Here is a 13,867-nt window from a genome sequence, read left to right as displayed (position 1 = left end):
CGGCCCGCTCCGGTCCGCGGGATTCCACAAGGGCCTGGGCAGATAACGTCAAGGACACTTAACAACAGAGCGTCCGTTCCCGGGAAGGGAACGGACGCTCTGTTTGGTCAGCGGACTAACGCCTGCCGGCCGTGCGATAGGGCGGTGAAGCCTTATGCGCGGTAGAACACGGGGCCGGAGCCGACGTTGACGGACTGGACTACGGTCTGGTTGCCGTTCCAGCCGCTGTGGATGGCTTCGCCGTTGCCTACGTAGATGGCAATGTGGGCCAGGCCCATGCCGCCGTCGGCGTAGTAGACCATGTCGCCGGGCTCCGGGGTGGAGACCTGGGTGCCGTATGCCGCCAGCTGGGCGGGAGCAAGGTCGCCTACGGAGTGGCCGGCGGCGCGGAGCGCAACCTCAACCAGCACGGTGCAGTCCTGGGCTGCGCCCAGCTGCGAGTAGGCCGAGGCCAGCATGATGGCGTTGGTGCCGCCCACCGGTGCAGCGGCCGGAGCCGGAGTCACGGAGGTGGCCTGCGTGCTGATCACGCCGGTGTTGGCGGCAGCGGCCTGGACCGGAGCGGCGTACGCCTCGGTGGAGTAGGACGCGGCAGCGTAGCTGAGCTCGGGGGCAGCAGCAGCGCCGTCACCGGACAAGGCCACAACGTCACCGGGGTAGATGACGGAGGCCATGGACAGGCCGTTGAGGGAGAGGATGTTCTCCAGGCTCGTACCGTAGGTGCTGGCGATGGCACCGAGGGTGTCACCGGCAACTACGGTGTGGGTGGAAGCGGCAGCCGGAGCGGCCACGGGAGCAGCCTCAACTACGGGGGCGGCAGCCGGAGCAGCCGGAGCAACCGGTGCGGCGGGTGCCGTGGTCTGGGTGGGTGTGTAGTTGTCGTTGGAGACAACGCCGGCGGAGGCCGGTGCTGCCATGCCGAGCATCAGGCCCGAACCTGCGGCGACAACGGCTGCGGTGCTGCCGATAGTCCGTCCGCGGGTAGCGGTGGCCAGTGAGATGGTGGACCAAACGCCGGTGGTCTCGGCGCGGTGGCGTCCCTGGGACTTGTTGAAAGACATGTAGATAACCTCTCCCGATACCTGCGAGGTGAGCTGTCGGATGCGGATGGGAGTCACCCGGCCGACCGGATTGAATCCGGTTTGGCTTAACCCCAAGGATTCAAGGAACCCATAATTGGTTCCCCCGCCTCTGCCGTGGTGTTGCGTTCTGTGGACCCCGGACCAGCGGCAGAGCTAGGTAACAAGCCCGGGGGAGCCGCATCAGAAAGCGGCATGCGTTCAACCATACGAGACGGTTACGGTTGGATAACCATTTAGTGAGCAGCTTCTCTGGAGGGTGTGAGTGGCGCCGCTGTGTGCTAGGCGCAGGTATTTACTTTGCTCCTGTTTAGTCACTCTGGCACCGGAAATTCCGGGCCGTTCCGTCTCGGTCCGGCTGCTGCGGGGCCGCATCCGGGTGGCGGTGCGCCCGGGAAGTGATACGTGTGTGGTTCCTGATGCCCCTGATGGCTTTTCCGCTACCCCGCAGTCCTGTGGCCTTCGTCGCTTTTTCCTTCCGCAGCAGCCCGGGCGCCCGTGTCCGCGCGTAAGATCGTTAGGTCGCCTTCCAATCGGTGGCGGCGCGTATCGGAGAAAACAGGAGAACGCAGTGGCTGGCAGCGGTCAGAAATTATGGACCAAGGGATTTGTGCTGGCGATCATCACCAATCTGTTCCTCTCAATGGTGTTCTACCTGCTGATGACCAGCATGGCCCTGTATGCCGTTGAGGAATTCGCGGCCTCGGACAGCGCCGGCGGCTTCGCATCCGGCTCCTTTGTTATCGGCGCCCTGCTGGCCCGGGTTTTCGCGGGCAAGTTCCTCGACTTTGTCGGACGGCGCCGGCTGCTGATTGTCAGCCTGGCCGTCTTCGTTGTGGCCGCGCTCCTGTACATCCCGGCGGACAGCCTGGCCCTGCTGCTTACCGTGCGGATCATCCACGGTGCAGCGTTCGGCGCGGCCAGCACGAGCCTTTCCGCGTCCGTGATGGGGCTAATCCCAATCAACCGGCGCGGGGAAGGCACCGGCTACTTCGGCATTTCGACCACACTGGCCACCGCCGTCGGGCCGTTCCTCGCCGTCATGCTGGTGGATTCGGTGAGTTACCGCGCCCTCTTCCTGGTCACCACCGCCTGCGCCGCGGTCGCACTTGTCCTGTCCCTGGTGCTGCGCCTGCCCGAGCGCACGCCCACGCCGGAGGAACAGAAGAACAAGTGGCGGATGCACCTGACGGACATCATTGATCCCGGAGCCTTGTCCATTGCCTCCGTAATGTTCATAGCCGGCGCCGCCTACGCGGGGGTCCTGTCCTTCCTGAACTCCTACGCCCAGTCCGAGGGCCTGGTCCTCGGTGCCAGCCTCTTCTTTGTGGTCTATGCCGCGGTGGTGCTGGTGTCCCGGCTCTTTGTGGGACGCATCCAGGACCGCCACGGCGACAATGCCGTGATTTACCCGACTCTGGTGTCCTTCGCCGCCGGCCTGGCCCTGCTTGCCTACGCACCCAACAACGCCGTTCTGGCCGTGGCCGGGATCTTCCTGGGCTTCGGATTCGGCGCCCTGATGCCGTGCGCCCAGGCGATCGCCGTCAGCATGGCACCGGCGCACCGGATCGGGCTGGCCACCTCCACGTTCTTCATCCTCATGGACGCAGGCATTGGCGTGGGGCCGCTGCTGCTGGGCATGCTCCTGCCGGTTACCGGGTACCACGGAATGTACTGGGTGCTGGCCGCCGTCGTGCTGGCATCCACCGTGCTGTACCACTTTGTGCACGGCCGCAAGAATGTCCGCCCCGGCACACCGGTGGATCCCAAGCTGGGCGTTCCTGCCGCCTGACACGGTAACCTCGTGGATCACAGGTCCTTAGAGGGGAAGCAGGCCCATGGCACGTGAGGAAACCACCCTGACCGTTCCCGGTCCGGAAGGGGAGCGGCAGGTCCGCATCTCCAGTCCGGGGCGGGTGCTCTGGCCCAAGCCGGGTATCACCAAACTCGACCTGGCCCGTTACATGGCCGAGGTGGGCGAGGCCTTCATCCGCGCCAACGGCGACCGGCCGGTGTCGCTGGAACGCTTTCCGGAAGGCATCGGCGGCGAAGTCTTCTTCTCCAAGAACCCGCCGCGCGGCATGCCGGACTGGATGCGAGGGGTCACCGTGAAGTACCCCAGCGCCCGGTCCCATCCGCAGGTGGTGCTGGACGAGCCGGCCGCCGCCGTCTGGGCCGTGCAGATGAACACCGTGGTGTTCCATCCGTGGCCGTCCCGGGCGGAAGACACGGACAACCCGGACCAGCTGCGCATAGACCTGGACCCGCAGCCGGGAACCGATTTCAACGACGCCGTCCGCCCGGCCCAAGAGCTGCGCACCATCCTGGCCGAGGCCGGCCTGGAGGCATTCATCAAGACCTCGGGCAACCGCGGCATCCACCTCTTTGCCCCGATCCGGCCCGAGCATGAATTCCTGGAGGTGCGGCACGCGGTGATCGCCGCGGCCCGGGAGGTGGAGCGCCGGATGCCGGAGCAGGTGACGACGGCGTGGTGGAAGGAGGAGCGCGGAGAGCGCGTTTTCGTGGACTTCAACCAGGCCAACCGGGACCGCACCATGGCAGGTGCCTACAGTCCGCGGGCCTTGCCGGATGCACCGGTTTCCTGCCCGATTACCTGGGACGAACTGGAGCACGTGCATCCGGCGGACTTCACCATCGCCACCATTCCGGAACGGCTGCGCACGGTAGGGGACCCGTGGGCGGACATGTACCGGAACCCGGGATCCATCGACGTCCTGCTCCAATGGTGGGAACGGGATGTGTCCAACGGGCTGGGCGAGCTGCCGTTCCCGCCGGACTATCCCAAAATGCCCGGTGAGCCGCCCCGGGTGCAGCCCAGCCGGGCACGCCGGAAGGATTAGAGGGACTCCGGGTGGGCGGGAGCACCGAGACGCCCGTCCACCATGCCCGCCACTGCGTCCGTCAACGGGACGAATCCTGTGTCGTGGGTGACCATCACGGTGCCCAGCCCGAATTCCCGGGTCACTTTCACCAGGAGCTGCACGATCGATTCGGACCGTTGAGTGTCGAGGGCAGCGGTTGGTTCATCCACGAGCAGCAGCGACGGGCTGCCCATCAGCGCCCGGGCGATGTTCACCCGCTGGCGCTGTCCTCCGGAAAGCTGGTGGGGACGCTTTCCGGCTTCGTGTGCCAGGCCCACGAGTTCGAGCAGTTCCAACGCGCGCCGTTCCGAAGCCGGACCGGCTTTGCCCCGCAGCCGGTCAGTGATGACCAGCTGCTCCGCGGCGGTCAGTGAGGCCAGGAGGTTGGGTTGTTGAAAAACAATCCCCACCCCGCTGCGCCGCAGGGCAGTCCGGCCGGCGTCGTTGAGGTCCCCGACGTCGGTTCCCGCTACCGTGACGGTCCCGCTGGTGGGGGCGATCAGTGTGGCGGCGACGGCCAGCAGGGAGGACTTTCCCGAGCCGGAGGGTCCGACGAGGGAAAGGATCTGCCCCCGGGGTACCCGGAGATCGACGTTGTCCAGCGCCTTGAGCGTACCGCCGCCGTCGGGGTACTCCAGCGTGACTGCCTGAAGCTCCAGGGCCGCCGGCGCTGCCGGTGCGGCTGGTGCCGCTGGTGCCGGTGCTCCTGCAGGGGCTGAGTGTGACATGGCTTGTGTGCTCCTTTGATTGAAGGTGGGGAAGGGGAAGCGGCCGTTGGTCCGGCCGGGCGGGCCTAGTTGCCGCCGAGTGCCGTCAGCGGGTCCACCCTCGTGACGCTGCGTACGGCCGCCGCGGACCCGGCCAGTCCAAGCAGGACAATGCCCGCCACGGGCAGCAGAGCCGTGGCAAGGGTGAGGTGGAACGGGGCGGCGCTGCCCGCGAGGGTGCCTGCAAGCACAGCCAGCAGCCCCCCGACGACGGCTCCGGAGGCCACGATGATTCCGGCCTGGGCAAGGGCGTCGCGCATGAGGTAGGCGGAACTTCCGCCGAGGGCTTTCAGCACCGCAATGTCACGGGTCCGTTGGATAGTCCAGACGGCAAGGAAAGCCACTACCACCAAGGCAGAAATGCCATAGAGGAAGGCCTGCATCATCACCAGCGAACCGTTCTCCGAGCTGTAGGAACCCAGCCCGCTGAACGAGCCCCGTACGTCCGTGGAAACCGTTCCAGCAGTGCGGTCAGCGATTGCGGCCGCGTCGTCTGTGCCCGCTGCCGCAATCACGGTGGCTGCAGGGCTGTCTTCTGCATCTGTGGTGCTGCCCGCATGCGACGCGTCCTGCCAACTGGCAAGGGACGTCCACGCCACCGGGGTATGGCTGTAATACGTGGGCTCAACAGGTGCCCCAACCCGGAGCACCTCCCCGCCCACCCGGACGTCGTCGCCGGGTTCGACCGACAGCAACCCCGCAGTCTCGGAATCCAGGAGCAGCTCACCGTCCCGGACCGGATCCGGCGGCAGGACACTGCCTTCCTCAACCCCGAAGAGTGCCACGTTGGCGCTGGATCCCCCGAGGACCCGGGTCTGGGCAATACCCAGAGGCTCGGCCCGGTCAATTCCGGGGGTCGCCCGCCAGCTGGCGAGTTGTCCGGCCGTGACGGAAGACTCGGTGTAGGACACCTTGGGGTCGGTGCCGGCCGGTGCACCGAAGGCCACCGTGTCCGCCCCGGCGGAGGACAGACCCTTGATAGCGGCGGTGTTTTGGTTGCCCAGTCCGGCCGTCAGGCCGGAGAGCAGCACCAGAAGCAGGGTAATCAGGGCGACGACGCTGCCCATGAGGGCGAACCGCCCTTTGGCGAACCGGAGGTCCCTCAATGCCAGATACACGGGTGATTTCCTTCCTGTCAGATGGCCGTCGAAACGGCCGGGAATGCTTACTCTTCAACCCTCCGGCAGCGGGAACCTGAAACCATCAGGGGCGTGGTTGATCTGCGGCGGACGGGCGGATGATCCCCCGTTCAACCGATTGGTTGATGCCTGTGCTTCCGGGCCCGCCTAGGCTGGGTGCATGAGCACGCCGAACACGGTTAGCCGGGGCAGCGGGGCCCCGGCCGTACCGTCCGGCACCGTGCTGCGGTTCCTGCGGGTGGCGCTGCACGTAGCTTTCGCGGGGTTGCTGGCCCTGGCGCTGTTCCAGCTGACTTTGGATCGCCCGGGTACCGCGCTGCTTGCTGCGGCCTACACCGGCAGCCTGCTGCTCGCCGTCGTCTACCTGGCGGGCACGGTGGCCGAGCAGAGGTACGCAGCACAGGGCCTGGGCCCGGACCCGGAACGCTACGGCACAGGCTGGCTGGCGCTCGTAACGGGACTGTGGCTTGTTCTGCTGGTGCTCAGCGAGGATTTCGCCTGGCTGGCATTTCCGCTGTTTTTCCTGGCATTGCACCTGTTGCGGACCTGGCCGGCCCTGGTCGCTGTGGGGTGCATGGCGGCGGCCGTGACGGTGGCCCGCTGGGCACACACGGGGATGTTCACATTCGCCGACGTCCTTGGCCCGCTGATCGGCGCCCTTTTTGCCGTAGTCATGGGATCCGCCTACTCAACGCTGCACGCTGAAAGCGTCCGTCAGCAACGCGCTCTGGAGGACTTGGAACGCACCCGCAGCGAGCTAGCCCTGTCCCAGCATGATGCGGGAGTGCTTGCCGAACGAACCCGGCTGGCACGCGAAATCCATGACACCCTGGCGCAGGGATTCTCCAGCATTGTCCTGATGTCCCGTGCCGCCGGCACCGCCATGGACAACGGAGACACCGGCCTTGCCCGGGAACGCCTGGCCACGGTGCAGGAGACGGCTGCGCAGAACCTGGCGGAGGCCCGCAGGTTTGTGCGCGGCCTTGCCGCCACCGGAGACGGTGGCTCGCTGACCGCGGGACTGGAACGCCTGTGCGCCCAGGTATCCAGGCAGGCAGCCTCAGGCGGACGCGTCCTGGAGTGCACGCTGCGCGTGGACGGGGAACCCAGGGCTATGACCGAAGCAGAGGAAACCACGCTGCTGCGGGCCGCCCGGGCGTCGCTGGCCAACGTCCTGTCCCACTCCCGCGCGTCACACGCGGTAGTGACCCTGAATTTTGGCGATGACGCCGTGACACTGGACGTGTTCGACGACGGCGCCGGCTTCGATCCGGCCCTGCTTCCGGAGGTGCCGCGCGCGGACGGCAGCGGTTTCGGGTTGCTTTCACTGCGGCAGCGGGTTGATGACCTCGGCGGAACGCTGAGCGTGGAGTCTGCTCCCGGAGAGGGCACCGTGGTGGCGATCAGCCTTCCGCTCCGCCGGAGGTCCGGAACATGACGGCGGCGGAACTGCGCCTGCTGCTGGTCGATGACCATCCCGTGGTACGGGCCGGGCTGCGGGCCATGCTGGAAGACTCCGATTCCCTGACGGTGGCAGCCGAGGCAGCCGACGGCGCGGCGGCCGTGGAGGAGGTCCGGAAACAGGAGGCTCTCGGAACGCCCCTGGACCTGGTGCTCATGGACCTGCAGATGAGTCCCGGCATGGACGGGGTCACCGCCACACGTGCGATTAGGGCAGCGGGCGGCCCGCCGGTGCTGATCCTCACCACCTATGACACGGACGCAGATATTCTCGCGGCGGTCGAGGCCGGCGCAGCCGGGTACATGCTCAAGGACGCACACCCGGACGAACTTCGCGCCGCCGTGACGGCAGCGGTGGAAGGCCGGACTGCCTTGTCGCCGCAGGTTGCAGCCCGCCTGATGGGCCGGCTCCGCAGCCCGGTTGCAGCGCTCAGCAGCCGTGAGCTCGAATTGCTGGAGCTGCTGGCCACGGGGCTGGGAAACCGCGCCATTGCGCGGCAGCTGTTCATCTCCGAGGCAACGGTAAAGACGCACCTCGTGCATATTTACGGGAAGCTCGGGGTGGATAACCGGACGGCCGCGATTGCCGAAGCGCAGCGGCTGCGGATCATCAGGTCCTGATACCGCTAGGCCTTCTGCACCGTAATGGACCATTCTGCCGGCCCGGTCTTGGCGAAGTCCGTAACCGGGTAGCCGCTTTCCGCCGCCCAGCGGGGGATGGCATCCGTAGCCTGCGTGCAGTCGAAGTTGATCACGAGTTCGTCTCCGGTGTTCAGCGTCTTTATAGCCTCTTTTGCTTCCACGAGCGGGAAGGGGCAGACGGATCCGTTGGTTTCCAGGGTGACCTGAGCCATTGTGGTGTTCCTTTTCTTCTTGCGGGGGTGGGGTTAGACGCCGGCGGGCACGCGGGCCGGAGCAGGCGCCGAGCGGCGGTTGAGGATGGTCAGCTTCGCGGCCAGGCCGGTGCCGAGGATCATAAAGACCAGGGCCGTCCAGCCCTGGAAGCTGAACTGCGCGGTCTGCACCATGGCGTTTCCGATGGTGCACCCGCCGGCCAGCGCGGCACCGATGCCCATCAGGGCACCGCCGCCCAAGCTCTTGAGGACGGTGGCGGCGTCGGGCACGCGGACCCGGAACTCGCCGCTGCCCTTGGCCGCAATGTAGGAGCCAAGCAGGATGCCGATCACCAGGAACACACCCCAGTCCACCAGTTCCGGATCACCGGTGACCAGGTAGCCCACCAGCTTGGAGGACGGCGTCGTGATGCCCAGCCCGTCCTGGCGGCCGGTGGCCCAGCTCAGCGGCCACGCGGCAATGGCGATCAGGCCAATCACTACAGCGGTGGCGAAGGCGTTCCACGGCTTCTCGAACAGCAGGTGCGCCAGTCCGGTTTTCGCCGGAGGCAGCGATGCCAGGCGGATCTTCGGCTTGCGCAGGTGGTGGCGGACCGCCAGGCCGACGCCGGCGACCAGCAGGGCCACAAACAGCCAGGGTGATACTCCCAGCACCGAATAGAAGTTGCTCTGTTCCACGGTCACCGAGCGCATGGCCGTGTTGAAGCCGGACAGCGGGCCCGTCTTCATGACGGCCGCGAACAGGGCATAGGCGGCCAGGGCGAACCAACTGCCCACCAGCCCTTCACCGGCACGGTAATAGGTGCCGGTTGCGCAGCCCCCGGCCAGCACTATGGCGAAACCGAAGATAAACCCGCCAATAATCGTGGCCAGCCACGGGAATGCGTTGGCGGAGAGGCTGATGACCCCGGCGGCGTCGAGCGCGAAGACGCCGACGCTCTGCACGGCCACCACTACCAGGAAGGCGGTAAGCCAGCGGGTGCTGCGGGTGACCCACACGTCCCGGAACGCTCCGGTGACGCAGAAACGCCCCCGTTGCATCACGAAACCGAGGGCAACGCCAACCAGCAGGCCTGAAACAAGCATTGCAACTGCTCCTAGGGGAAGAACCTTTTGCGGCGGGTGTCCGCCGCAGTTCAGCAACGCTAGTTGTGCAGGTTTCCCGCAGCCAAGGAATATGGCCCGGGATTACCGCGGGTTAAGCCCCGTGACGTGCCGGTGGACACTGCGCATGGCAGAATCGACAAAGCCCCACCCGGACCGGGCCGTCAGGATGAGATGTCGACTATCTCGGTGGTAATTCCCGCCCGCAATGACGCGGCGATGCTCGCCGTCTGCCTGCGGGCACTGGCGCAGCAGACGCGGGTACCGGATGAGATTGTGGTGGTGGACAACGCCAGCACCGACGGCACCGCGGCCGTCTGCCGTGCCGCAGGCGTCCGGCGCGTCTATGAGCCCAACGTCGGAGTGGCTGCGGCAACCTTCCGCGGATTCGATGAGGCAAACGGGGAATGGCTGGCCCGGCTTGATGCCGATTCGGTGCCGCCCCCGTCATGGCTGGCGCAACTGGAGGCGGCCATGCTCGACGCCGGTGAAAACACCGCGGTCACGGGGCCCGGCGATTTTTACGGCTCCGGCTCACTGATCCGCTGGGTTGCGCAGAATCTGTATATCGGCGGCTACCGGTGGTCCATGCGCCTGCTCATGGGGCATCCGCCGCTGTTCGGGTCGAACTTCGGCTTCCACCGCAGCATGTGGTCCCGCCTCCGCGGACGGGTGCACCGCGGCGCCCCTCCCGTGCATGACGACCTGGATCTGGGGTACCAGGTGCGGGCGGAGATGGATGTCCGCTGGGACCGGCACCTGCGGGTGGGCGTATCCGCGCGGCCGCTGTACACCTGGGCAGACGTGTACCGCCGGGTGGCCATGGCGTACGTGACCTTCAAAGTGGATTTCCGCGGCGAACCGCCGCTGCGCCGCCTGCGCGAACGCCGCCGGTACCGGCGGACGGTGCGGCGCCGGCTGCGGAGTTCACGGCGTGCCCGGCGCCGCGGACCGGTACATCCGCAGCAGGTCGCGCGTGAGCTGGTGCGGAGATTCCTCGCACGGGCTGTGCCCGCTGCCGTAGGCGGCGAACGAGGCGCCGATGCTCGCGGCAAATTCGCGGTGCAGCCGCACCGGCCACACGTCATGTTCGCCGACGGCGACGAACTTCGGCAGCGTGGACGCCCCCAGGGCGGCCCGCAGGTCCGGGGCATGGCGCATCAGCCCCACCATGTCCCGGACGGAGTCCCGCCGGGTGACGGTGAACCGGTGGTTGACCAGCTTCATCCGCCCGGCGTCGGCCCGGATGAAGTTGCGCCGCACGCCCCAAACAATCAAGTCGGCGCTGAGGCGGTCGCTGACCAGCGGTGCGAGCCAGCCGATCCGGCTGACGCCCCGGAAACTCTGCCCGCCGCGCGGCGGGCAGCCAAGCAGGGCGATGCTGCGGAACAGGTCCGGCCGCCGCAGCGCCGCAAGCTGGACTACGACGCCGGCGAATGAGTACCCCACTACGTGCGCCGGTCCATGGACGGCCAGGACGGCAAGCAGGTCCGCGATAAACAGGTCGTAGTCGTACCGGCTGCGCGGCGGGTCCAGGTTTTCGGGGCCGGCGGCGGCCGACTCGTACTGGCCGGCCAGATCAAAACTGAAGGCGAAGTACCCCGCAGCAGCCAGCCCGGGGAGCATCAGGGAGAAATCTTCTTTCGAGCCCATGGCCCCGGGCACCAGGACCACTGCCGGATCCTCCGGATCGCCCATGCTCAGTGCCGCCAGGGAGCCGCTGGGGGCGTCGAAGCGGGAGCGGACCGACCCCCGGGGATGCAGCATCCAGTCCACGTTGCCCAGGCGTGCATCCTCCAGCGCGGCGGGATCCAGGGCGGCGGGATCCGAGGCAGGCGTGGCTTTCCCGCGAATGGCCATGGCTCAAAAGATAGCCCTCCGTACGGCTCCCGTCTGCTCCCCGGAGCCGCGGGGGAGCCGCGGGCAACGAAAGGAGGCCGGCGGCAACGGGATCGGCAACGGGGACGGCGTGTCCACGGTAGGATTTTATTGCCTGCCCCGATTTTCCCCCCAAACTCAGGAGCCGACGTTGCCTGCCAAGCGTTCCCCCAACAAGTATGTGTACCGAAGCATCGTGTTTACGGGGCTTGCAGCCCGCGCCATTTTCTCTGTCCCGGTGATCCCGTCCGGGCTGGAGAACCTTCCGATGGACGAGGAAATCCGCGGCTTGGACCGGAAAGTGGTCCCCGGCAAGGGCGCAGTAGTAGCCATCACGCATTTCGGTTATCTGGACTTCGCCTTCGCAGAGCTGCTGGTGTGGCGCAAGCTCAAGGTCCACATGCGCTTCCTGGTCACTAAGAAGGCCGCCAGGAAGTCCTTTGTGAAGGCTGTATGCGACTGGTGCGAGCACGTCATTGTGGATCGTGCCGACGGCGCAGCGGCGTATACGGAGTCGGTTGAAAAGCTCCGCGGCGGCGATTATCTCGCGGTGCTGCCCGAAGCAGGCGTCAGCCGCAGCTTTACCGTCCGCGAGCTGAAGACCGGTGCGGTGCGCATGGCCGCCGAAGCGGGCGTGCCCATCATTCCCGTCTCCGTGTGGGGCGGTCACCGCATGATGACCCGCGGGCACGGGCTGAGCTTCAAGTCCGTCTGGAAGAACCCGGTGCGCGTGCACGTGGGCGAAATGATCCGTCTCGACGGCGACGTGGACGTGGCACAGGAGACCCTCCGGCTGCAGGAGGAACTGCAGGCCGGTATAGACCATTGCATTGACACCTACCCGGTGGCTGCCGAACCCGGTGCATGGTGGATGCCGCGCAGCCGCGGCGGCAGCGCCATGGCCTTGGAAGAGCAGCGGGTCCTGGATGCCGCGGACCGGGAGAAGTACAAGATCACCGGCTAGCTTTTCCGGGCGTGCCAAGAAAAGGACCAGCCGTGCGGTTTGCACGGCTGGTCCTTTTGGTTGCGTACGGCTTTCAGCGGCCGCCGGAACTAGAGGATGGGATTTCCTCCGGTAACGGCAATTCGGGCACCTGAAATGTAGCTCCCGTCATCGGAGGCGAGCAGCACGTAGGCCGGCGCCAGCTCAGCGGGCTGGCCGGGACGCCCCAGCGGGGTGTCCGCACCGAAGGAACCCACCTTGTCCGCCGGCATGGTGGCGGGGATCAGCGGGGTCCAGATGGGTCCCGGAGCCACGCTGTTCACCCGGATTCCCCGGTCGCCAAGCAGCTGCGACATGCTCGCGGAGAAGTTGGCAATGGCGGACTTGGTGGCTGAGTACGGTGCCAGGGTGGGTACCGGCATATCCGAATTGACGGACGAGGTGCCGATGATGGAGGACCCCGGACCCATGTGCGGCAGGGCGGCCTTCACCAGATAGAACATCGCGTTGATGTTGACCTTGAAGGTGTACTCCCACTCCTCGTCCGGGATGTCCTCAATGTTTTCCCGGTCCATCTGGAAGGCGGCGTTGTGTATCAGGATGTCCACCTTGCCGAACTCTTCCACGGCAGTGCTGATGACTTTCCGGCACTGCTCAGCAGTGTCCAGGTCCCCGCGGACCAGGACTGCCTTCCGTCCTGCTTCTTCCACGAGGCGCGCAGTGTCGCGGGCGTCCTCGTCCTCACTGAGGTAGGAGATCAGCACGTCGGCGCCCTCGCGCGCGTAGGCAATGGCCACGGCGCGCCCGATCCCGCTGTCACCGCCGGTAATGACCGCTGCCTTGCCGGTGAGCTTGCCGCTTCCGCGGTAGGTTTCTTCACCGCAGTCGGGGACAGGCGTCATCTCCTTCTGGGTTCCCGGCACTTCCTGCTGCTGCTCCGGCTGGTTCATGGTGTTCCTTTCGGATGGGGGGTGTTCGGGACTTTAGACGGTTCCGCCGGCACAACGCCAGCGAGAGACCCGGCTCAGGCGAGGGAGTCCAGGGCCTCTGCCACCGGCGTCGGGCCGTTGTTGAACTCGATCGTCCGGCCGATGGTTGCGGGACGGTCCAGGACTTCGGCGGCCACCTGGGCCACATCTTCGCGGGAGACCTGCCCGCCGGTGATGCCCGGCCCGGTTTCGATCCGGCCGGTTCCGGGGTCCATGGTCAGTGCGCTGGGCCCGAGGATTGTCCACTCCAGGTTGCTGGCCTTGAGGTGTTCATCGGCGTCCGCCTTGGCCTCGGCGTAGGAGTAGAAGGAGTCGTCTTCAGGAACGCCGTGGTTTTTGCCGGCCCCGAAGTAGGAAACCATCACATAGCGCCGGGCACCTGCGGCCTCGGCCGCGTCCATGGAGCGGATGGCGGCATCACGGTCGACGGCGTAGGTGCGCTCAGCGCTGCCGCCGCCTGCACCCGCAGTCCAGACGACGGCGTCCGCCCCGTTCAGCAGCTCGGTGAGCTGTTCCGTGGAGAGGTTTTCGACGTCGGCGACCACCGCGTCGGCCCCGGTCTGTTCCACGTCGGAGGTGTGCTCCGGATTGCGGAAGAGCGAGCTGACCTGGTGTCCGGATGCGGTAAGCCGGCGGGCGAGGTGCAGTGCGACTTTTCCGTGCCCTCCGATAATGGCGATGCGTGACATTCGACATTCCTTTCGTTGATTACGGTTCCTCCACCATAAGCATGCTGTCGATATTTTGCGGAGTGGGGCCGGGTGCGTCCGC

General features: G+C 66.7%; 13 protein-coding genes, 1 pseudogene and 1 riboswitch. Of the genes and pseudogenes, 6 read left to right on the top strand and 8 right to left on the bottom strand.

All coding sequences use genetic code 11. From position 1 onward, the window contains the following. Positions 1–152: 152 nt before the first annotated feature. The gene (locus LOC57_RS08945; RefSeq protein WP_229959225.1) at positions 153–1,061 is read right to left on the bottom strand and encodes a C40 family peptidase; all 909 of its coding nucleotides are present in this window, start codon (positions 1,059–1,061) and stop codon (positions 153–155) included. 4 nt (positions 1,062–1,065) lie between these two features. Further along, positions 1,066–1,219: riboswitch (cyclic di-AMP (ydaO/yuaA leader) on the bottom strand. 431 nt (positions 1,220–1,650) lie between these two features. On the opposite strand from LOC57_RS08945, the gene LOC57_RS08940 reads away from it, so the two are divergent. Together LOC57_RS08940 and ligD are read left to right on the top strand one after the other, a co-directional pair. Next, positions 1,651–2,871: an MFS transporter gene (locus LOC57_RS08940; protein ID WP_229959223.1), complete on the top strand. Its 1,221-nt coding sequence runs from the start codon at positions 1,651–1,653 to the stop codon at positions 2,869–2,871. Positions 2,872–2,917: 46 nt separating this feature from the next. Then, positions 2,918–3,940 (top strand): non-homologous end-joining DNA ligase, encoded by a 1,023-nt coding sequence (gene ligD, locus LOC57_RS08935; protein ID WP_227911227.1) that lies wholly within the window; start codon positions 2,918–2,920, stop codon positions 3,938–3,940. On the opposite strand, the gene LOC57_RS08930 is transcribed toward ligD, so the two are convergent. Continuing rightward, entirely contained in the window at positions 3,937–4,689 is a 753-nt protein-coding gene (locus tag LOC57_RS08930) for an ABC transporter ATP-binding protein (protein ID WP_229959221.1), read from the bottom strand. The two genes, ligD and LOC57_RS08930, sit on opposite strands and share 4 nt — an antisense overlap. Positions 4,690–4,754: 65 nt before the next feature. Further along, positions 4,755–5,846, bottom strand: coding sequence for an ABC transporter permease (locus LOC57_RS08925; RefSeq protein ID WP_227911232.1), 1,092 nt, complete (start codon positions 5,844–5,846; stop codon positions 4,755–4,757). A 181-nt stretch (positions 5,847–6,027) separates the two neighbouring features. Between LOC57_RS08925 and LOC57_RS08920 the strand changes: the two genes are divergently transcribed. Together LOC57_RS08920 and LOC57_RS08915 are read left to right on the top strand one after the other, a co-directional pair. Continuing rightward, positions 6,028–7,305: a sensor histidine kinase gene (locus LOC57_RS08920; protein ID WP_229959219.1), complete on the top strand. Its 1,278-nt coding sequence runs from the start codon at positions 6,028–6,030 to the stop codon at positions 7,303–7,305. Continuing rightward, entirely contained in the window at positions 7,302–7,949 is a 648-nt protein-coding gene (locus LOC57_RS08915; RefSeq protein ID WP_227911236.1) for a response regulator, read from the top strand. The genes LOC57_RS08920 and LOC57_RS08915 overlap by 4 nt, the downstream gene beginning before the upstream one ends. 5 nt (positions 7,950–7,954) lie before the next feature. On the opposite strand, the gene LOC57_RS08910 is transcribed toward LOC57_RS08915, so the two are convergent. After that, positions 7,955–8,182 (bottom strand): sulfurtransferase TusA family protein, encoded by a 228-nt coding sequence (locus LOC57_RS08910; protein ID WP_229959217.1) that lies wholly within the window; start codon positions 8,180–8,182, stop codon positions 7,955–7,957. A gap of 33 nt (positions 8,183–8,215) precedes the next feature. Next, positions 8,216–9,268 carry a YeeE/YedE family protein gene (locus LOC57_RS08905; protein ID WP_229959215.1) on the bottom strand — a complete coding sequence of 351 codons (1,053 nt, stop codon included), beginning with the start codon at positions 9,266–9,268 and terminating at the stop codon, positions 8,216–8,218. A 192-nt stretch (positions 9,269–9,460) separates the two neighbouring features. On the opposite strand from LOC57_RS08905, the pseudogene LOC57_RS08900 reads away from it, so the two are divergent. Then, positions 9,461–10,006: pseudogene (locus LOC57_RS08900) on the top strand (glycosyltransferase family 2 protein); the annotation flags it as partial. Positions 10,007–10,213: 207 nt separating this feature from the next. Here the strand turns inward: LOC57_RS08900 and LOC57_RS08895 are convergent. Then, positions 10,214–11,146, bottom strand: a complete 933-nt coding sequence (locus tag LOC57_RS08895; RefSeq protein WP_229959213.1) for an alpha/beta fold hydrolase — start codon at positions 11,144–11,146, stop codon at positions 10,214–10,216. A 169-nt stretch (positions 11,147–11,315) separates the two neighbouring features. Here LOC57_RS08895 and LOC57_RS08890 point away from each other — a divergent pair, with 169 nt between their 5' ends. Beyond that, entirely contained in the window at positions 11,316–12,128 is an 813-nt protein-coding gene (locus LOC57_RS08890; RefSeq protein ID WP_229959211.1) for a lysophospholipid acyltransferase family protein, read from the top strand. Positions 12,129–12,217: 89 nt separating this feature from the next. Here the strand turns inward: LOC57_RS08890 and LOC57_RS08885 are convergent, their stop codons facing one another. Next, on the bottom strand, positions 12,218–13,057 hold the full coding sequence (locus tag LOC57_RS08885) for an SDR family oxidoreductase (protein WP_227911246.1): 840 nt from the start codon (positions 13,055–13,057) through the stop codon (positions 12,218–12,220). A gap of 74 nt (positions 13,058–13,131) precedes the next feature. Next, the gene (locus LOC57_RS08880; RefSeq protein ID WP_229959209.1) at positions 13,132–13,785 is read right to left on the bottom strand and encodes an SDR family oxidoreductase; all 654 of its coding nucleotides are present in this window, start codon (positions 13,783–13,785) and stop codon (positions 13,132–13,134) included. Between the last annotated feature and the right edge of the window lie 82 nt (positions 13,786–13,867).

It is taken from the genome of Arthrobacter sp. zg-Y750, assembly GCF_020907365.1.
Lineage (GTDB): Bacteria > Actinomycetota > Actinomycetes > Actinomycetales > Micrococcaceae > Arthrobacter_B.
The sequence above is the reverse complement of the archived record's forward strand: the minus strand, read 5'-3'. Positions and strand labels throughout refer to the sequence as shown.